18 protein-coding genes are annotated in these 19924 nt (G+C 37.0%); all 18 read left to right on the top strand.

All coding sequences use genetic code 11. From position 1 onward, the window contains the following. The first annotated feature begins 162 nt into the window (after positions 1 to 162). Positions 163 to 1572, top strand: coding sequence for a lipopolysaccharide biosynthesis protein (locus tag H6A20_RS09190; protein ID WP_204906827.1), 1410 nt, complete (start codon positions 163 to 165; stop codon positions 1570 to 1572). 145 nt (positions 1573 to 1717) lie between these two features. Then, positions 1718 to 2428 (top strand): IspD/TarI family cytidylyltransferase, encoded by a 711-nt coding sequence (locus H6A20_RS09185; RefSeq protein WP_204906826.1) that lies wholly within the window; start codon positions 1718 to 1720, stop codon positions 2426 to 2428. Between the two features lie 2 nt (positions 2429 to 2430). Then, positions 2431 to 3456, top strand: a complete 1026-nt coding sequence (locus H6A20_RS09180) for an NAD-dependent epimerase/dehydratase family protein (RefSeq protein WP_204906825.1) — start codon at positions 2431 to 2433, stop codon at positions 3454 to 3456. Between the two features lie 25 nt (positions 3457 to 3481). Further along, entirely contained in the window at positions 3482 to 4507 is a 1026-nt protein-coding gene (locus tag H6A20_RS09175; protein WP_204906824.1) for a glycosyltransferase family 2 protein, read from the top strand. Positions 4508 to 4519: 12 nt separating this feature from the next. Next, a complete protein-coding gene (locus H6A20_RS09170; RefSeq protein ID WP_204906823.1) occupies positions 4520 to 5392 on the top strand; it encodes a LicD family protein in 873 nt (290 codons plus the stop codon). Between the two features lie 16 nt (positions 5393 to 5408). Further along, a complete protein-coding gene (locus tag H6A20_RS09165) occupies positions 5409 to 6413 on the top strand; it encodes a glycosyltransferase family 8 protein (protein WP_204906822.1) in 1005 nt (334 codons plus the stop codon). A 386-nt stretch (positions 6414 to 6799) separates the two neighbouring features. Beyond that, positions 6800 to 7600 (top strand): glycosyltransferase family 2 protein, encoded by an 801-nt coding sequence (locus H6A20_RS09160; protein WP_338106663.1) that lies wholly within the window; start codon positions 6800 to 6802, stop codon positions 7598 to 7600. Between the two features lie 14 nt (positions 7601 to 7614). Beyond that, complete coding sequence (locus tag H6A20_RS09155; RefSeq protein WP_207750401.1) at positions 7615 to 8316, top strand: glycosyltransferase family 2 protein; 702 nt, start codon at positions 7615 to 7617, stop codon at positions 8314 to 8316. A gap of 13 nt (positions 8317 to 8329) precedes the next feature. Then, positions 8330 to 8677, top strand: coding sequence for a DUF2304 domain-containing protein (locus H6A20_RS09150; protein ID WP_204906820.1), 348 nt, complete (start codon positions 8330 to 8332; stop codon positions 8675 to 8677). A 77-nt stretch (positions 8678 to 8754) separates the two neighbouring features. Further along, the gene (locus tag H6A20_RS09145; protein ID WP_204906819.1) at positions 8755 to 10191 is read left to right on the top strand and encodes a DUF2142 domain-containing protein; all 1437 of its coding nucleotides are present in this window, start codon (positions 8755 to 8757) and stop codon (positions 10189 to 10191) included. Between the two features lie 42 nt (positions 10192 to 10233). Then, positions 10234 to 11946, top strand: coding sequence for a glycosyltransferase family 2 protein (locus H6A20_RS09140; RefSeq protein WP_204906818.1), 1713 nt, complete (start codon positions 10234 to 10236; stop codon positions 11944 to 11946). 14 nt (positions 11947 to 11960) lie between these two features. After that, on the top strand, positions 11961 to 14159 hold the full coding sequence (locus H6A20_RS09135; RefSeq protein ID WP_204906817.1) for a glycosyltransferase: 2199 nt from the start codon (positions 11961 to 11963) through the stop codon (positions 14157 to 14159). A 40-nt stretch (positions 14160 to 14199) separates the two neighbouring features. Beyond that, complete coding sequence (locus H6A20_RS09130; protein WP_204906816.1) at positions 14200 to 14976, top strand: ABC transporter permease; 777 nt, start codon at positions 14200 to 14202, stop codon at positions 14974 to 14976. Positions 14977 to 14995: 19 nt separating this feature from the next. Beyond that, entirely contained in the window at positions 14996 to 15733 is a 738-nt protein-coding gene (locus H6A20_RS09125) for an ABC transporter ATP-binding protein (protein WP_204906815.1), read from the top strand. Positions 15734 to 15757: 24 nt separating this feature from the next. Then, positions 15758 to 16357, top strand: coding sequence for a hypothetical protein (locus H6A20_RS09120; protein WP_204906814.1), 600 nt, complete (start codon positions 15758 to 15760; stop codon positions 16355 to 16357). A gap of 379 nt (positions 16358 to 16736) precedes the next feature. Continuing rightward, positions 16737 to 18044, top strand: a complete 1308-nt coding sequence (locus H6A20_RS09115) for an AAA family ATPase (RefSeq protein ID WP_204906813.1) — start codon at positions 16737 to 16739, stop codon at positions 18042 to 18044. Next, positions 18044 to 18682, top strand: a complete 639-nt coding sequence (locus H6A20_RS09110) for an RloB domain-containing protein (RefSeq protein ID WP_204906812.1) — start codon at positions 18044 to 18046, stop codon at positions 18680 to 18682. Before H6A20_RS09115 ends, H6A20_RS09110 begins: the two co-directional genes overlap by 1 nt. A 6-nt stretch (positions 18683 to 18688) precedes the next feature. Continuing rightward, positions 18689 to 19870, top strand: coding sequence for a MerR family transcriptional regulator (locus H6A20_RS09105; RefSeq protein ID WP_204906811.1), 1182 nt, complete (start codon positions 18689 to 18691; stop codon positions 19868 to 19870). Positions 19871 to 19924: the final 54 nt, after the last annotated feature.

The following is a 19924-nucleotide window of genomic DNA, read 5'->3' as shown; positions in this document are numbered from 1 at the left end:
TACCTGTTGCGGTCTTGCCATATGGAGTGAAATATTTAACCGATGTTTTCATTTTTTGTTAGGGAAATCTTTGGTTAATGAGATAAGATAATTATACTTATAACTAAAGGTATAGTGATAGTGTGAAATCAATAGTACATAAGTCATATTTAAGGGGTAAAGATGATTATTAGAAACCAATTCTTTAGAAATTTAGTTTCGGCTTTTCTAGCGCAGGGCGTAGGGCTAGTGTTAAATGTGATATTATCATTGGCCGTGCCGAAGGTATTAGGTATAACAGAATATGGATATTGGCAGCTCTTTATTTTTTACACGGGATATGTTGGATTTTTTCATTTTGGATGGGCAGATGGTATTTATTTAAGACTCGGAGGTAAGGACTATAAAAATCTGGATTATAAGACATTGGGAGTAGAATACAGATTCTTTTTAGTGATGGAAAGTCTGATCGCGATACTTGTTGTAGTTGCCGCATATGGTATGGTCGATGATGCAAATAGAATATTTGTGTTTGTGGGAACAGCCGTATACATGGTTTTGTACAATGCCACGCTGTATTTGAATTATATTTTTCAGGCAGTGAATGAAATTAAAACATATGCGCTCTCTGTCATCATGGACCGAATTTTTTTGCTTGCAGTCGTTATAGTGCTATTGTTTGCTGGTGAAGAATCCTATATTCCATTTATAATCAGCTATGTGGTCAGTAAGTTTATATCTCTGGCATATCTTTTTTATAAAGGGAAGAAAATAGTATTTGTAAAACTTTCGGGTTATAGAGATGCTATGTTGGATACGAAAGAAAATATACTTGTAGGCAGTAATCTGATGCTTGCCAATATTGCAAGCCTGATGATTCTCGGTGTAGGCAGAGTTGTTATTGATCAGATTTGGGGGATCAATTTTTTTGGGAAAATATCTTTTTCGTTATCGCTGACTAATTTTTTTCTTTTATTTATTCAGCAGGTCAGTATGGTGTTATTTCCATTTCTGCGCAAAATACAGGAAGATAAATTAACGATGGCGTATTCTGGATTAAAAACAGTGCTGGAGGTCCTGCTTCCGATATCTTTGGTATTATATGTTCCAATAAAATGCATATTGATAATTTGGCTTCCTGAGTATGCAGAAAGTTTGGAGTATCTTGCATTATTACTGCCAGTCTGTATTTTTGACGGGAAAATGCAGATGTTATACAATACTTATTTAAAGGTATTAAGAGAAGAAAAAAAGATGTTACAGATTAATGTTATTTCACTTTTGGTAAGCGTATTTTTGGCGGGAGTATGTGGCTTCATTCTACATAACTTTTTTGCAGTAATTATTTCTATGCTTGCAGCAGTTGCATTCAGGTGTATAGTTGCTGAACTCTATTTGGCAAGAAAAATGCATATATCTTCCGGACATAATTTTATAGCAGAACTTTTGGTAGTTGTTATATTTGTTCTGGTTTCATGGCAAATGCCGGATTTACAATCTTTTATTATCGTAGTATGTGTATACATATGTTACTTGTTGACAAACAGTAAAAAATTAGTTAGCTGTCTAAAGATGTTAAAAACAAAACCTTAGATATTGCGAGTGGCAGGATACAGGATGTGCTGGTTATTGTCAATAGATGCGCTTATGTGATATGATAATAAATATGTTATAAGATATAGTATTTTAACAATGATATCTATATATCTAAAGTGTCAGCTACAGAAAGGGGAAAGATATGAATATTGCAATCTTAACAGCAGCCGGGACTGGAACAAGGATGCATCAGGATATTCCGAAGCAGTTTTTACATGTAGATAATAAACCTATAATTGCCTACACTATGCAGGCATTTCAGGAGCATCCAAGTATCGATGCAATTGTTGTAGTAACATTGGAGGCTTGGGAGGAGGTCCTCTATGCATACGCAAAACAATTTAATATTTCTAAATTGTCTATCGTAGTAAAAGGTGGAAATACAGGACAAGAATCTATTTATAATGGATTGGTGGCAATAAAAGAAAAGTATGGTGAAGAGCACACAGTCCTTGTGCATGATGGTAATCGTCCGCTGGTTTCGACAGAGATCATATCAGACGCATTGGCAACTTTTAGGCAGTATGGAAGTGCAGTGGCAGCTATTCCATGTGTAGAAGCAATGTTTACTAGCAAAGACGGAGTACTGGCCGAAGAAGAGGTTCCAAGGGAAAGAGCATTTAGAACACAGACACCGCATGTATATACAGTACAAAAATTGCTGTGGGCACATGAGGAAGCAAAGAAAAAGAATATAGTTAATACAGCGGCATCCTGTACGTTATTATATGAACTTGGGGAAAAAATCTATTTTTCCAGGGGATCAGAGGAGAATTTTAAAATAACTACAACAGATGATCTGACGATATTTAAAGCTATGTTAAAGACGAGAAAAGAGGAATGGATTAAGTAGTTATGAGGCTTTCTAGATTAGATATGTTTGAAGAAATGTGGAGAAAGGTATCCGAAATTGTTCCGCGGGACAGTTCTATTTTGGTTACCGGTGCAAATGGATTAATTGCATCAAATCTGGTAGACACATTGATGTATTTTAATGAACGATATAAAACTTGCAATGTGGTTATTGCATTATGTAGAAATGCGGAAAAAGCTCAGAAAAGGTTTGAACAGTTTCAGGAGAATAAGCTGTTCAAATTGACAATACAGGATGTTCAAAATTTTACTTTGGATTTTCATAGTGACTATATTATTCATGCTGCAAGCAATGCACATCCGATGGCATATTCATTGAAACCGATTGAAACGATGAAAACAAATTTGTTGGGGACAATACGTCTTCTGGACTATGCCAATAGAGAAAGGTGCAAGAAATTTGTATATGTTTCAACATCGGAAATATACGGAGAAGTCCCAGAGGGAGTAAATAAACTATCAGAAACCGAGTATGGACATATTAATACTCTTAATCCAAGATCATGCTATTCGGAGAGTAAGAGGTGTGCAGAAACTTTATGCGTCTGTTATTCAAAAGAAAAAGAGATGGATGTTTCGATTGTCAGACCTGGATATATATATGGGAGGCAGATTACAGAAGACAACAGCAGAGCAGATGCTCAGTTTCTGAGGTGTGTTTTGGCAAAACAGAACATAGTTATGAAAAGCGCAGGTGAGCAAAAGAGGTCTTATTGTTATGTCGCAGATGCCGTGACAGCTATTTTGTATATTATGAAAAGTGGAGGAAATGGAGAGGCATATAATATTGCTAATTCTAATTCTGAAGCAACAATCAAGGAGTTTGCAGAAACAATGGCAGATATAGGCGGAGTCAGTGTTGAGTACGAGATTCCGAGTATAGAAGAAAAAAGAGGATATTCGATGATAAAAAATTCTCTCCTAGATGATCAAAAATTAAGAGCGTTAGGCTGGACAAGTTCTTATGATTTGAAACGTGGGTTGAAAGCTACGGTAGAAGAGGAATAATAGAAATTTATCTTGTGGGTGGATTATGGCTGTAGTTAGTGTTATTATGCCGGTATATAATTCGGAAAACTATGTGGAGGATGCTGTAAATTCAATTTTGCGGCAAAGCGAGAAAAATATTCAGGTTATTTTGGTAGATGACGGTTCCCAAGATCGCTCGGGCATTATATGTGATAAAATAGCAGAACGAGATGAGCGGGTTGTAGTAATTCATCAAAAGAATCAGGGGATTTGTGCGGCTAGGAATAGCGCTTTAAAAGTAGCAAATGGAGACTATATTACCTTTTGTGATAATGATGATGAATTTCTCCCTAATTTGATCGCAGATAACTATAAAATTGCCAAAGAGTATAATGCAGATATTGTTCGGTTCTGCCGTAGAAGAATAGTTTCTGTTGATGGGAAGGTAATCAGAGATTCAGTTATGAATAATTTCCCGTTTTTGGTAATAAAAAATACAGATTATGCGAAATATGATCATGAAATTAGCAGCACGGGGAATGGAGTTTGGACAGGATTATATAAGACAAGTTTTATAAAGGAGAATCGGCTTCATTTTGATGAATCTATGAGGTATGGTCATGAAGATAATATGTTTAACCTGCAAGCATATCAAGTTTTTAAAGTGATGGTGTTAAATCCGAAAGTATATTATATATGGAAGAATAGGATGGAACACAGTACTACAGGGAAATTCAATTTAAATTATATTGAGTCATTAAAAAAATGCCTTGAGGAAGATGTAAAGTTAGCAAAGCAGTATGCAACTTTTGAAAATAATATGGGTTCATATCAGTCAAAACTGGCACGAGCATACGTTTACCCTTTGTATGATTATTTAAATCTTGCAAAAAAGAGGATTCGTCTAAGCGAAAAAAGAAACATTGTAAAGGAGTTCCGTAACCATATTGGGTTCCAAGTCCCCAATAATTGTAGGATGATAAAAAGAGACGGGATTCTTATTTGGGGAATGTGGAATTTTTTTTACCATAGACTGTATATGGTGCCATATGTTGCTCTGCACATAAAGCAAAAGATTTTTAATAGTTAAGGGAAGACAGTTATGGAGATTAACAAAGATGAACTAACATTAAGGCTACAAAGAGTGGAAAAGCAGATATATATGGATTTTCAGGAATTGTGCAAAAGGCATGATATTCCTTTTTTTGTTTCGGGGGGAACAGCTATAGGAGCTATCCGGCATAAGGGCTTTATACCTTGGGATGATGATATTGATGTTTGTATGCTGAGATCAGATTATGACAGGGCAATTCATTATATAAGACATGAATTGAGCGACAAATATGATATTTACGACTGTTGTTCGAGAGACGGACATGTTTTAGTTTTTGGGAAAATGTGTAAGAAAGGCACCAAAATTCAGGAGGATACTTATGCGGATACAAATAATATAACAGGTATTTTCATAGATTTGTTTCCGTATGACAAAACAACCTCGAATATGAAAAAGAGGAAAAAGCAGATATGGAAAACATGGTTTTGGGCGAGAATGATGGTCTTATCTGTATATGGACATCCAAGATTTCCTGATGGTTTAAAAGGAATAAAGCTAAAAGTGTCACAATTTATTTGCTTAATGATTCATTATTTCTTAAAATTTATGCATATGAAAAAGGAATTTTTTTATAAAAAATATTTAAAAGAAGCAACAAAGTATAATAAATCAGAAGAAGAACTGTATACAGATTTTTCGTATAGTCATCCTGAAAAAGTTATGTGTACATACGATATGATCTTTCCATTAAAAGAAATGCCATTTGAAGATATAACAGTGCAGATGTTGAATAATGCAGATAAGTATCTTACGTCTCAATATGGTGATTATATGAAAATCCCTCCGATAGAGAAAAGAATTACTCATAATCCGGGATATGTTGATTTTGGAGATGGCAATATTTATAGAAAAGAATCATAAACAATAGAGGGTAATTATGAATATAGCTTATACGACAAATGAGTTGTTTGCAGCAAAAGTAGCGGCAAGTATATGTTCCGTTTTTGAAAATAATAAGGCTATGGAAGAAATTGTGATTTATATTATCGGGGAGAGCCTGTCAGATAAAACAATAGAGAATTATGAAAAGCTTTCACGTAAGTATAAACGGGATATTAGAATTATACAATTAGTTGACATAAAAAAATATCTGGATTTTGATTTTGATACAAGTGGATGGAGCCAGATAATTGTTGCTAGGCTTGCATTAGATCAAATGCTTCCAGACGAAATAGAGAAAATATTATATTTAGACGGAGATACAATTAACATTGCGCCTTTAAATGAATTGTGGAATACGAATATGTGCGGCGCTACATTGGGGGCATGTATTGAAGCTACTGCAGATATAAAACGGAGAACTGCTTTGGGAATGGAGACTATTCCATATATTAATTCTGGAGTGCTGTTAATGGATCTTAAACAGTGGAGAGAGCAGAAGACAGGCAGGAGAATTTTGGAGTTTTATAAGGAGAATAATGGAAAATTGGTTTCATGTGATCAGGACGCTATCAATGGTGCTTTGAAAGAAAATATACATTACCTTAGTCCTAGGTATAATTTTTACAATATTTATTGGACATATCCATACAGGACGCTAAAGAAAAGGATGAAAAATACATTCTATTATAGTAAAGCCGAGGTAAATAGTGCAATAGCGTCTCCTGCTATCATCCATTATCTTGGAGAAGAGCGGCCATGGAGAAAGGGGAATAGGCATAAATACCGAGGCGAATATAAAAAGTATTTGCGAAAGACTCCATGGAAAAATGAGAGAATGGAGGAAGGCTGGCAACTGTATTTTGCTCTTTGGAACACATTTAATGTTATTATACGCCCTTTTCCAGAACTCCGATATCAGATCATTAATCATCTGATTCCTGTTATGATGAAATGGAGAAGTAAGCAGCTTAAGAAAAAGAAGGCAATTACGCAAAGGTAGAGACCAGCCATCTGAAAGAGGATTTCATCCGCTGAGTTCGTGATAAAGCAGTCATGTTTATCCTTAGCGATGTCAATTCCAGTGTAGATCATAAGAACACCTCAGTAATAGATTTAGATACTGCTTAGGACCACAGGGATCTCTGTGCTTGTAAACCTCGTTCTAAATCAATCATCATGCTGTATCTATCTGCTTGACAACTATATAGAGAAACTCTGGTTGGAGCCTTCCTTAAACTATCAAGTGGTAGGAAATGAGAATTAATCCACGGTATTTCCAAGCAGTATAGCATACAGACCTTGGAGAGGGTCTATAAACACTACTACTATATAATACGAGGAAATATGATGTTTTGTTTCTGTAAAACATCATACAAGAGAATAATGATGAAAAAACATACTTTTGTGATATGTGCGTATAAAGAGAGCCCATATTTGGAGAAATGTATACAGTCATTGAAGCAACAAATATTGGAAAGCAATATTATTATAGTGACCTCTACGCCCTCTGTATATATTGAAAGCCTTGCAGATAAGTATGAGATACCGTATCTTATAAATAAAGGTGAGAGCGGGATAACTCAAGATTGGAACTTTGGATATCAATGTGCGGTTAACCAATATCAAAGTAAATATATTACAATCGCGCATCAAGATGATATCTATGATAAAAATTACTTGTCTTCGATGCTAAAAAGAGTCAAGAGTGCTATACATCCGCTGATAGCATTTAGTGATTATTATGAGATTAGGTGCGAAAAAAAGGTTACAGTGAATACTGTTCTAAAAATAAAAAGATTGATGTTGCTCCCATTAAAATTTTCGCTACTCAGGAGAAGCAAATGGGTGCGGCGTAGGATTCTGTCTTTTGGTTCCCCAATATGCTGTCCCTCTGTTACATTTGTAGTGGATAATTTGCCTAGGGTTATATTTGAAAATCATTATAGGGCATGTGAAGATTGGGAAGCATGGGAAAAGATTTCTAAATTAAAAGGAGAATTTCTATATGTACCTGAAATGCTGATGGGGCATCGTATTCATGAAGACTCTGAAACAACGTCAGCTATTGGCGATAATAAGCGTACTTTGGAGGAATACCAGATGTTCTGTAAGTTCTGGCCAAAGATAATTGCAAAGATATTATCGAAAGAATATGCAAAAAGCCAGCAGTCAAATAATGTTAATTAAGAGAGAAAGAAAAAATGGAAAAAATAAAGAAATTGATTATTATTCCTGCTTTTAATGAGGAAGCTAATATTGAAAAGACCGTGCGTGCTATTTTGAGAGATGCCCCGGATTTTGATTATGTGGTAATTAACGATTGCTCTACGGATCAGACGCGAAAAATATGTGAAGAACATGGGTTTAACATTGTAAATCTTCCAATTAATCTGGGGATAGGTGGTGCAGTTCAAACAGGTTATAAATATGCCTATGAGAACGGGTATGACGTGGCTGTACAGGTTGATGGTGATGGACAACATGACCCAGAGTTTCTAAATAAAATGGCAGAGCATCTAATGGACAGGCACCTGGATATGGTGATTGGCTCAAGATTTATTGAAAAAAAAGGATTCCAGTCATCGAAAATGAGACGAGTAGGAATTATTTTCTTTTCAAAACTTATTAAATTACTTACGGGTATATTGATTACTGATCCGACATCAGGCCTTCGGATGGTGGGGAGAAATGTAATGGCGCTTTTTGCAGTGGATTATCCTAGGGATTATCCAGAACCGGAAAGTGTGGTAGCCGTGCTGAGAAGGCGTATGAAAGTGGAAGAAATACCTGTAATCATGCATGAAAGAGAGGGTGGAATTTCTTCGATTTCCTTAAAAAAATCAGTATATTATATGATTAAAGTTACATTGGCTATCCTGATTGAGAGGATCAGAAAGTATTAGAGGTGAAGAAAACATGAATATACGAATACAAATTATTGTTGCAGTTATTGTTATAGTTTCACTTTGTGTGATTGTTAATATGATTCGGAGGAAAAAGCTTGAATTACGTTATGCGCTTGCTTGGCTAATGGTCGGAGGTGGTACATTAGTATTAGATTGTTTTCCTGATTTAGTTATTTGGTTGGCAGAAAAAGTCGGGATTGCCAGTCCGGTAAATATGCTATTCTTTTTTGGCTTTTGCTTTTCTTTGATGATTATATTTGTATTGACAGTTTCAATATCAAGGATGTCAATTCGTATTAAGCAGTTGGCTCAGGAAGTGGCCTTGTATGAAAAGGGCAATAAAAATAAAGAGAATTAGAGTACAAATGTTATATTAATAGAAAAGGAAGGAAGTATGATGTTGCTTTTTATGCAAACATCATCAAAGATAACTATATGAAAGAGATTTCAATAATTAGAAAATTTGTATATTTATCATTGATTTTTGGTATTTTGTTTGTGATACTAATACCGCCATTTCAATCACCGGATGAAGATAGTCATTTTAAAAAGGCCTATGTAATAGCAGAAGGACAACTATATCCTGCTGTTGTTAATGGTGAAAAAGGCTTTTATCTTTCACGATCAATAGAGGAATATATTTCTGGTACTTTAGAATCCATAGGAAATTTGGACTACAAGTTTTCTTATTCTGAGATCATTTCCGAAGAACAAAAATCTATCACTTATGACGATAGAGAATTTCAACAGTTTTCTACAATGTCAACGAGCCCAATTGGGCATATTATTCCTGCGATCGGAATTATGGTAGGGAAAGGAGTAGCAGCATTGGCTGCAAAAGACCCATCAGTAGTGTTTTTGCTCTACTTTGCCCGTTTCTTTAGTCTGATATCATATATTGTGATTGTATCATTAGCAATTAGAATTACTCCTATTTTAAAAACTACATTTTGCATTATTGGTTGCATGCCAATGTCCTTGTTCTTGGCTAGCAGCGTATCCTATGATATGCTTCTGATTGGGTGTTCATTTATTTTCGCGGCGTTATGTTTTTGGTTACTATATGATGATAAAGTGACAATGCAGTATAAACATATGCTTGCTTTTGGGATTATAGCATATGTTTTTTTGGCATTGAAAATAATATACCTGTCTATATATTTGCTTTTGGTGGTTGTCCTCTATGATCAATATCAGAAGAAAAATATTTCTCTAAAAAGGAGCCTAAAGAACGTAGCGCTTGCGCTAACTGTTTTTTTTCTTTTAGAGTTGGCAATATCTATAATTCCGGACTTTATTGTTTCTTCTCAAATTCAAACAGGGGCAGGGACAGGAGGAATGTCGTTGTCTCAACAGCAAATGCATTATGTAATTAAAGATCCCTTTGGATTCGCAAATACATTATATTGTACTATAAAAGCAGGGAGAAATTATTATATATCATCAACTGTAGGTCTGTTTGGTTTAGTAGATACTCCTATGATTTCGCTGGTGATTTATTTATTTGTCTTCATCTCAATATTAGTAGCGCTGGCAGAGCTTGCGCTTACGAATGTTAAGGTTTTGTGGTATCATAAAATAGCTGTTTTTGTATCAACTATAATAGGAGTTGTGGGGGCTTTTCTTGCGATGTATATTTATTGGACTCCTCTTATTTTCGGCGTTGGCGCTAAAACTATTGAAGGAGTTCAGGGAAGATATTTCATTCCTTTTTTGCCAGTGGCAGTTCTTGTGCTAGGAAATAGTTTTTTGCGACGAAGAAAGCTGATAAAAATGTGTGGAGTTGTGTTAGTTGAAAATGGTGTTCTTTTATCTATATTAACATTGATTGTTTCGGTAACAACTGTTATACTAAGATATTGGATTTCATAAAAGAACTGGCTGGAACAATGATGGCAGGAGGTGTGATAACATATGCTGAAAAGATGTCTAGTTGCTTTAGAAATATTATTTAGATATGGTATATGTTCTCTTATAAGGCAAATAAGTAATAAGAAATATAATAAGTCTATAGCTGAAAGTAAAATTCAAACTATACATCTTGTTGATAAACATGTGTTAAATACTCAAAGAAAAACTATTTTTAATAATAATATTAAAATAAGTATAATTACGCCATTATATAACACTCCTTCAAATTACTTAGTTGAGTTAATACAATCATTACAAAATCAAACATATTCTAATTGGGAATTATGTTTTGCTGATGGCAGTGATGAGAATCATAAATATGTAAATGAAATATGTGAAAAATGGCGCAAAAAAGATTCAAGAATAGTATATAAGAAATTAGATGAAAATTTAGGGATTTCCCACAATACAAATGAGTGCTTGAAATTGGCATCGGGTGATTATTTGGGCCTATTAGATCATGACGATATTTTACATCCATCGGCTCTGTATGAAATCGTACGTGTGATTGAGCGAGAAAAAGCTGATTTTATTTATACGGATGAAGTGAAGTTCAAAGATAATATAGAACATATTGTGAATCCTTTAGCCTTTAATTTGAAACCAGGATTTAGTAAATATGATTTGCGAGCACATAATTACATATGCCATTTTACGGTATTTAATAAATGTTTACTACAAGGTGAAAAGGATTTATATAGAACAGAATATGATGGAAGTCAAGATCATGATATGGTATTGCGACTTACAGAAAAGGCAAATAAAATTGTACATATACCAAAAGTCTTATATTATTGGAGAATCCATGAGAATTCGGTATCGTTAAATATTGGAGTAAAGCCATATGCAGTGGATGCAGGGCTTCGTGCTGTCGAAGCTCAACTTCAGAGAAATAAAGAGCCAGGAGAGGTATATAGCGCCCCCCCGTTTCAAACGCTGTATAATGTAAATTATAGGTTTGCTTATGATAGAGTTTCTATTATCATTTATAATACACAAGATAAACAAGAAATTACTAACTGTATAGAAAAGATTTCGTCTAACACAGAATATCCTTGTATGGAAATAATTTATTGGTGCAAGTATAAAGTGAGTATAAATGATAGTCGTATAACGTTAATTAATCTTGGAAATGTTTATGAATTTTCAAGAAGTATAATGTGGAATTTAGGTACAGATAAGGCAACAGGAAAATATATTCTTTTGCTAAATAGTAATTGTAGACCACAAACTAAAAATTGGATTTCTTCAATGGTTATGTTGGCTCAAAAAGAAGATGTCTGTACTGTCGGTCCTAAGATATGTTATCGAGATCAGACAATTGCATATGCAGGATTAAGCTATTATAGAAAATTGGTACTTTTATGCCAGCATAATATGTCTAATGATATTGGGTACGAAGCACTGTTATGCCATGTTCGAAAGACAATGTCTACTATTTCTGCGTGTATGATGTTTAAAAAAGAAACCTGGAGCTTAATTGGAGGCTTTTCAGACAAGTACACCGGTTTAGAAGAGGTAGAATTTTGTCTTCGTGGTGCAAGAATGAATAAAGTATCTTTATGGACGAGTTTTTCAAAAGTAATTTATCAAAAAAGTAAAATATTCTGTTTGAGCAATAAAAGAATTACGGAAAAGTTATGCGAAGATTTTCCTGAAGAAATGGGAAATGATGAAACATACCATGAGTTATGGAATGAGCTTAGATTAGTATAGAAGGAGATGAAATTATGGATGATATTAGAACACTTGGAAAAAAGACGATAAAGACACTTAAAGAAGGAGGGGTTTTCCAAGTAGCAAAAAAATCAGTAGAGTATATAAAAGTCGAAAATATCAGACGCAAATATAATGGAAGAGTTTATAAAGATGTACTTTTTATAAATGGATGTGATTATAATAGTTTACCACACCCACCTAGGTACAGAATACAACATCAAATGGAACAATTGCGTGCAAATGGAATCGAGTGTGATGAGGCAAATTGGGTAGAACTGGACCTAAATGCTGTACGGAATTATAGATTGTTTATTATTTTTAGATGTCAATATGATGAAAAGATTGAGAAATTTATTCGACTGGCGCACAGCTTAAATAAGCGGGTGGTCTATGATATTGATGATTTAGTAATAGATACAAAGTATACAGATGAAATAAAATATTTAAATACATTTGATAAACAACAAAAAAAGGACTATGATTTGGGAGTTATGAACATGCAAAGAGTCCTTAAAATGTGTGATGCTGCAATTACAACAACGGAAAGGCTTGCTGAAGAGTTAAAAAAGTATAACGCAAATGTATTTATCAATAGAAACGTAGCGTCAGAAAAAATGTACGAATTATCTGAAAAGGCATATGAAAAGAGGGTGAATCAGAAGCAGAAAAAGGAAAAGTTTGCAATAGGTTATTTTAGCGGAAGTATTACGCATAATGATGATTTTGAGCTTGTTTTGCCTGTGATTAGTAAATTAATGAGAAAATATCCAAAGTTAGAGTTGCATATTGTTGGTTTGTTGGATATCCCTAATGAATTGAAATGTTTTCAAACGAGAATTATTGCGCATAAATTTGTTAATTGGCAGGAATTGCCAGATTTAATTGCTGCCGTAGATGTGAATCTTGTGCCACTTCAAAATAATATTTTTAATGAGGCTAAATCAGAGAACAAGTGGGTGGAGGCTGCGTTGGTACGTGTTCCGACTGTTGCAAGCAATGTTGGAGCATTAAAAAGAATGATAAAACATGAAGAAACTGGGTTGTTGTGCAATGATAAAAAGGAATGGTATGAAGCGCTTGTTACGTTGATTGAAAATGAAGAGATAGGAAAACGAATAGGTGAAAATGCATATTCTTTTTGTAAAAAGAATTGTTTGACACTTTATACAGGGATGCCGTTAGTACGCATAGTAAAAAAACTATTTACTCCTAATATTGCATTTGTGTTACCTGCATTAAATATTAGTGGAGGAGTCATGGTGGCGTTGGAACACTGTGTTATGTTAAAGAAAGCGGGGTATGATGTTACAATTATTAATACAGATATTGATAATTCTGAGTGGTGTAAATTTCACGGTGTACGATTGCCTGTTATAGCAAGTAGAAAATATACAATTACTGGTTCTCTGGATAAAGTAGTAGCTACTATGTGGTTTACAGTGCGGTTTTTAGAAGGAAATTGCAACATAAAAGAGAGATATTATTTAGTTCAAGGGTTTGAGCCGGATATGTATGAACCAGGTAGCCCGTTTCGGCTTGAAGCAAATGAAATGTATTCGCCAAAATCCGAGGTTAGGTTTGTAACTATTTCAAAATGGTGTGAGAAGTGGTTACAAGAAAAATACGACAAAAAGGCAAGATATATAAGGAATGGGATGCATGTAAAAGATTATTGGCCCATAAAACGAGATTTTTCTGGGAAGGTTCGTATATTGATTGAAGGAGATTGCGGAGTAGCATATAAAAATGTTGATGAAAGTTTTCAAATTACAAATCAATTAGATAAAAATAAATATGAAATATGTTACATGTCATATAATGCAGAGCCAAAGGATTGGTACGATGTAGATGAGTTCTACCATAAAGTTCCGTTTGAGGAAGTGGGAGATATTTATCGGAGTTGTCATATCCTTTTGAAAACTAGTACACTGGAAAGCTTTTCGTATCCGCCGTTAGAAATGATGGCAACGGGTGGATTTGTTGTTGCAATTCCTAACGGAGGAAACAAAGAGATATTGACAAATGAAAAGAACTGTCTGCTATATCATCAGGGAGATATTTTGGAAGGTGTTAATGCAATCAAGAGAATATGCAGTGATGAAGACCTCAGAAATAAGCTTTACGAAGAAGGGCTTAAAACGGCTAAGGAGCGGGACTGGAATAATATACGGAACGATGTGTTAGAAGCATATGGATGTAAAGAAAGGTAATAATTTGATTGGGCAAGTAATATAATTACGGAGGTTGGTTGTGCCGATATATATTAGCAATTTTATTAAATTTAGGCCCCTGTTACATGAGTTGATAACAAGGGATATTAAAACAAAATATAGGAAATCTATTTTGGGTGTATTTTGGACAATCCTGAATCCTTTATTTATGATGGTTGTTTTGTCTGTAGTGTTTTCAAACCTGTTTAAATTTGATATAGAGTATTTTCCTGTATATCTGCTGAGCGGACAGTTGATCTTCAATTTCTATAATGAAGCGACTACTAGTGCGATGGGTGCGATCATTGACAATGGACCGCTGATCAAGAAAATATATGTGCCAAAGTATGTGTTTGTACTGTCGCGTGTTTTTTCCAGTTCTATTAACCTCCTAGCATCCTTTACTGCGTTGATTTTTGTAATGCTGGCCATGCGAGTGGAACTTCACTATACAGTATTGTTGGTACCAATCCCACTGTTTTTTATTGTATTCTTTTCACTGGGGGTTGGTATCCTGCTGGCAGCGGTGACGGTGAAGTTCAGAGATATTATGCATCTGTATTCCGTATTTGTAACTGCATTGATGTATCTTACGCCGGTGATCTATCCTATGTCGATATTGCCGGAATGGTTGGAGAAGATTGTGCTGCTAAATCCGATTACGAATATTTTGATAATGTTTCGGGATGTAATGATGAATAATGCAGTGCCATCAATTACATCTGTACTGCTGGCGGCAGCAGAAGTGCTCTTAGTTATGGCGGCAGGGCTTTACGTATTTTATAAGAGACAGGATACGTTTATTCTGGATATATAGGTATACGAGGAGAAGTAGGATGGAGAACATGGATATTATCAGTGTGGATCATGTATCTATGCGGTTTCGGTTGGCTTCAGAAAAGGTGGACAGCCTAAAGGAATACTTTATTAAGACGCTGAAGAGCCAGATTTCTACAAATGAGTTCTGGGCGCTCAAGGATGTGTCTTTTCAAATCCAAAAGGGTGATGCACTGGGGTTGATCGGACTGAATGGTAGTGGAAAAAGCACAATGTTGAAGATCATAGCCGGTGTATTGAAGCCTACAAAGGGTAGCGTAGCTGTTAGGGGGGAGGTGGCTCCCCTAATTGAACTTGGAGCAGGGTTTGATTATGACCTGACAGCAAGCGAAAATATCTTTCTGAACGGTGCGCTGATGGGACGGTCGCATGAAGAGATGGAGTCTCATTATGAGGGGATAGTAGAGTTCTCGGAATTGAAAGATTTTATTGATGTACCGGTAAAAAATTTTTCCTCTGGTATGATTGCCCGGCTAGCTTTTGCAATTGCAACGATTGGGACACCGGATATACTGATCTGTGATGAAGTTTTGTCAGTAGGAGATTTCCGTTTTCAGGAAAAGTGTCATAAACGGATTGGCGAGATGCTGGAAAGAGGAACGACACTTCTGTTTGTCTCGCATAGTATCGAACAAGTGGAAGGCTTGTGTAATAAAGCTGTCTGGCTGGAACATGGGAATGTGAAGATGTTTGGTGAATGTAAAGAAATTGCGGAAATTTACAGAACTGCATATTAAATATGGGTAGGAGTAATATATAGCATGAAGAGAAAAATAGGATGGATTATATTTGCCTTAATATTAATAGCGTGTATATGTTTATATGCAGTTGTCGATAAAAATCACAGCATCTATGACCGGGAGATAGACTCCAGCGAATATATATCTGTTGAACTTGCAAAAGGAGATACGCTGACACAATCTTTTGTTTCCGAAGAAGATTTCCTGGATGGCATTAATATTAAAATATCAGTGACAGGGGGGGCGGCAGAAAAAGAAGTATCCTATATGTTGAAGGATAATGAAGGACAGAAAGTGACTTCGGGTAAGATGTCACTAGAAGATTTGCAGTCCGGGAAATATTTCGCTTTGAAGTTTGATCGGATTAGTGGCTGTAAAGGCCAGGAATACACACTGGAATTTACGGTTAGTCAGAGTATGGATGACGGGACTGTCATTGTATATGATGTGCCGGGAGTACAAGAAGATACGAACTTTACTGTAAGAGGCGAAGAAATAGAGGGTACACTGGCACTTCGGACAATTACGCATCGGTTTGACGTGGAAACATTTGTCGTGACAGCTATTTTTGCTGTGTATGTGATTTTATTTATTAAGTGGCTGGCGAAAGTGTTTAAGTAGTAAAGAGGCTGTCAAAGATGTTTGCGAGTATGCTCGAAATTTTTACGAAATTTCAGATGGCGGAGTAGAAGCTTTTTTGTTTGACCTTTGAGTTGAAAGAGTGATTTTTATAATATAACTGAACAATACGGAAGGAACAATTAAAAACGCCAGAGAACTGGAATTCGCTGTGTTTTGTGTTGAAAATGTTGCAAAAGAACTTGGCGTAAATGCGGAACAGGGTTTCTGATATGCATTGTATGAGTGATGAGTACCTGGCGGAAGAACTAAAGCAGGAATATGAATTGAAATTCGGTAAAAATAATTAAAAAATAGAACAAAAACGATTGTATTTCTATCAAACTATGGTTATACTATGTAACATAGGAGGAATAGAATTATGCTGATCCGATTTGAATTTTATAATTATCGCTCTTTCCGTGATAAAAATGTGTTGTCTTTGGAGGCCAAAGGGAATGCAGAATACCGGAGCTGCTTACTTCCGTATAAGAGAAAAGGGCTTTTGCCGGCAGCAGCTGTTTTTGGAAAAAACGGCGGCGGAAAAAGCAATGTGATCCGGGCGTTCTGGCTGGGGGTTCAGTTTGTCCGCAATGCACAGAGGACACAGCATGAGAGTGCAGAGGTGCCGGTGAATGCATTTACCTTGAATGATTATTCTAAAGATATGCCTACCGGGTTTGAATATGAATATACGCAGGATGGCGTAAAGTATATTTATGGTTTTTCAGCTACCAGAGAAAAGATAGAAACAGAGTATCTGTACGCTTCGCCTAAAGGACAGAAGTCAGAGGTTTTCTTTAGGGAAGGACAGGATTTCTCCTTTCCGGCAAATAGTGAGCGCAAAAAAAAAGAATTGATTGCGGAAGCAGTTGGTCCGAATCAGCTGTTTTTTTCGATTGCATGTGTCATGAATTATCAGCCCTGTATTGGTGCTATGAAATGGTTTCGTGATGATGTTTTCTTTTCAAAAGATTATATGGATATCCCGCAGCAATTATTAGAACATGCTCATAATCCGCATATGCTGAAAGCAGTGGTGTCCTATGCAAAACAGGCTGATGTAGGCATTGAGGATATGAAATTTGAAGTGAAAAACAGAGAAATTCTGAATGCTGCTGATGAATTGCCTTCGGATATTCCTCCTGAAATTGTAAAAGCGTTAAAGCAATTTGTGGAAGCATTAAGGGACACGTCTGATATGGCAGAGGCACGATTTCAGGTAAATGAGTTAAAAACGCTTTCTTTTCACAGGGGGCTGACCAAAGCAGGCTTGCCGGCAATGTTTCCGCTGGATCTCGCAGATGAGTCAGATGGTACAAGAAGGATCATGGCGCTGGCAATAGGTATAGAACAGGTATTAAGCAGGGGAGGGGTCCTTTTTGTTGACGAGATCGACCAGGATCTGCATCCGCTGCTGGTAGAGTTTGTTGTTGCGAAGTTTCAGAATCCGCAGACTAATCCGGGGCGGGGACAACTGGTGTTCACTACTCATGATACAGAATTATTAAATATGGAGATCTTAAGAAAAGATCAAATATACTTTGTTGATAAAAATCAGAAGGATGGGGTTTCAGAATTATTTAATCTGACAGATCTTCCGGTTCGTACAAATGATAACATTAGAAAGGCATATCTTGCAGGGAAATATGGTGCAGTTCCATTGGTAGATACGGCGGAGGTCGAATAATGAAAAGAAACATAAAGCCTTTGATTTATGTGTTTTGTGAGGGCGAAAGTGAGATAGAGTATGCGAATTTTTTGAAAGAAAGATTTGCAGAAACGGCAATTATAAAGAAGCCGGTTAAAGGTCTGTTTGAAGTTGCAAGAAATAAGTTTAAGCGGGAGGCACGTTATCGAAACGAGGCGGAAATTACAGATGAAATATGGTTTTTCTTTGATGTTGACGAGGAACAGACGGGAAGCTGGGAAAAGAACAAAAAGATAATTTCCACATTAAAGAGATTGCGTAGGAAACCGAATATACGGATCAGGCTTTTAATGACAACTGGATGTGTAGAATACTGGTTCCTGCTTCATTATAAAAAAACAAACCCTTCTATACAAAGTCCTGCTGAGAAAGAAAAAGTACTGGAGATTTTGAAGAAATACTGTTCTAACTATGCGAAAGGTGATCCAAGGGCAATAAGGGAAATAGGAGATAATTTAAAAAATGCTTTGGAAAATGGGAAATGGGTATTACATACTCTGGAAGGATTGCCGATAACGGACGATGAGGATATCAGGAATCAATGGCTGTATCAGTCTGGCCTGACATTTACTACAGTACATGAAGCAATAGAGTTTTTGGAAGGACTACAACGGTAAAAAGCTATGAAGAAACAAGGCTATTATTCTTCCGGCGAGTTCGCCCGCATGGCCCAGGTGACCCTGCGGACGATCCGCTACTATGATAAACAGAACATTCTAAAGCCCTCGTATGTGACAGATGCGGGGGCCCGTTTTTATACAGACGGGGACTTTGCGCGGCTGCAGCAGATCCTGCTTCTTAAGTATCTGGGCTTTTCCCTGGACGATATCCGGGAGATGACCATTGCGGACACGGATTACCACTTTATGCTGAATTCCCTGGAGATCCAGAGGAAGCTGGTGCAGGACCGGATTGAGCAGATGCAGCTCATGGAGCAGACCATCGAGGAAACCACGGAGGCGATCCGCAAGGAGCGTGGCGTGGAGTGGAGCCGGATGCTGGATCTGATCCACCTGACCGGCATGGAGAAGAGCTTTAAGAACCAGTACAAGAGCGCTACAAACATTGCGGCCCGCATCAACCTCCACAGCCTGTATTCCGTGAATTCCAAAGGGTGGTTCCCCTGGATCTTTGAGCAGCTTGACCTGCGGAAGGGGATGCGGATCCTGGAGATCGGCTGCGGGGACGGCACCCTTTGGACGGAAAATAAAGCCCGCCTGCCGGAGGGGATCTCCGTGACCCTCTCGGATATCTCGGAGGGCATGCTCCGGGACGCCCGGCGCGCGGTGGGAACGGAGGATGACAGGTTCACCTTCCGGGCCTTCGACTGCAGCAGGATCCCTTATGAGGACGGGGCCTTTGATCTGGTGATCGCCAACCATGTGCTCTTCTACTGCGACGATATCCCGGGTGTTTGCCGGGAGGTGCGAAGGGTGCTGAAAGACGGCGGGCCCTTTATCTGCAGTACCTACGGCAGCAGGCATATGCGGGAGGTGAGCGCCCTTGTGCAGGAGTTCGATGAGCGGATTGCCCTCTCGGCGGACAAGCTCTACGAGAAGTTTGGCAAGGAGAATGGGGCCGGTATTCTGGAGCGGGTGTTCCCGCGCGCCGCGTGGCGGCAGTATGAGGACGCCCTCATCGTCACGGAGCCGGAGCCCCTTATCTCCTATGTACTTTCCTGCCACGGCAACCAGGGGCAGTATATTGGGGAGAAGTACGGTGACTTCCGGGCGTTTGTGAAGAAGAAGACAGGGGCGGGAGGCTTCCGGATCACGAAGGATGCAGGAATTTTTGTGTGTTTGTGATGGAAAATTTTTTGAAAGCTGTAAAAATCTACGTTGAATTTTACAGCTTTTGCG

Origin of the sequence: Mordavella massiliensis (genome assembly GCF_016901695.1) — a bacterium.
GTDB classification, from domain to species: domain Bacteria; phylum Bacillota; class Clostridia; order Lachnospirales; family Lachnospiraceae; genus Claveliimonas; species Claveliimonas massiliensis_A.
The sequence above is the reverse complement of the archived record's forward strand: the minus strand, read 5'-3'. Positions and strand labels throughout refer to the sequence as shown.

Bases quoted from the DNA above. Each gene is read 5' to 3' on its own strand.
- H6A20_RS09190 (WP_204906827.1), top strand. From the start codon at position 163: ATGATTATTAGAAACCAATTCTTTAGAAATTTAGTTTCGGCTTTTCTA.
- H6A20_RS09185 (WP_204906826.1), top strand. From the start codon at position 1,718: ATGAATATTGCAATCTTAACAGCAGCCGGGACTGGAACAAGGATGCAT.
- H6A20_RS09180 (WP_204906825.1), top strand. From the start codon at position 2,431: ATGAGGCTTTCTAGATTAGATATGTTTGAAGAAATGTGGAGAAAGGTA.
- H6A20_RS09175 (WP_204906824.1), top strand. From the start codon at position 3,482: ATGGCTGTAGTTAGTGTTATTATGCCGGTATATAATTCGGAAAACTAT.
- H6A20_RS09170 (WP_204906823.1), top strand. From the start codon at position 4,520: ATGGAGATTAACAAAGATGAACTAACATTAAGGCTACAAAGAGTGGAA.
- H6A20_RS09165 (WP_204906822.1), top strand. From the start codon at position 5,409: ATGAATATAGCTTATACGACAAATGAGTTGTTTGCAGCAAAAGTAGCG.
- H6A20_RS09160 (WP_338106663.1), top strand. From the start codon at position 6,800: ATGAAAAAACATACTTTTGTGATATGTGCGTATAAAGAGAGCCCATAT.
- H6A20_RS09155 (WP_207750401.1), top strand. From the start codon at position 7,615: ATGGAAAAAATAAAGAAATTGATTATTATTCCTGCTTTTAATGAGGAA.
- H6A20_RS09150 (WP_204906820.1), top strand. From the start codon at position 8,330: ATGAATATACGAATACAAATTATTGTTGCAGTTATTGTTATAGTTTCA.
- H6A20_RS09145 (WP_204906819.1), top strand. From the start codon at position 8,755: ATGAAAGAGATTTCAATAATTAGAAAATTTGTATATTTATCATTGATT.
- H6A20_RS09140 (WP_204906818.1), top strand. From the start codon at position 10,234: ATGCTGAAAAGATGTCTAGTTGCTTTAGAAATATTATTTAGATATGGT.
- H6A20_RS09135 (WP_204906817.1), top strand. From the start codon at position 11,961: ATGGATGATATTAGAACACTTGGAAAAAAGACGATAAAGACACTTAAA.
- H6A20_RS09125 (WP_204906815.1), top strand. From the start codon at position 14,996: ATGGAGAACATGGATATTATCAGTGTGGATCATGTATCTATGCGGTTT.
- H6A20_RS09120 (WP_204906814.1), top strand. From the start codon at position 15,758: ATGAAGAGAAAAATAGGATGGATTATATTTGCCTTAATATTAATAGCG.
- H6A20_RS09115 (WP_204906813.1), top strand. From the start codon at position 16,737: ATGCTGATCCGATTTGAATTTTATAATTATCGCTCTTTCCGTGATAAA.
- H6A20_RS09110 (WP_204906812.1), top strand. From the start codon at position 18,044: ATGAAAAGAAACATAAAGCCTTTGATTTATGTGTTTTGTGAGGGCGAA.
- H6A20_RS09105 (WP_204906811.1), top strand. From the start codon at position 18,689: ATGAAGAAACAAGGCTATTATTCTTCCGGCGAGTTCGCCCGCATGGCC.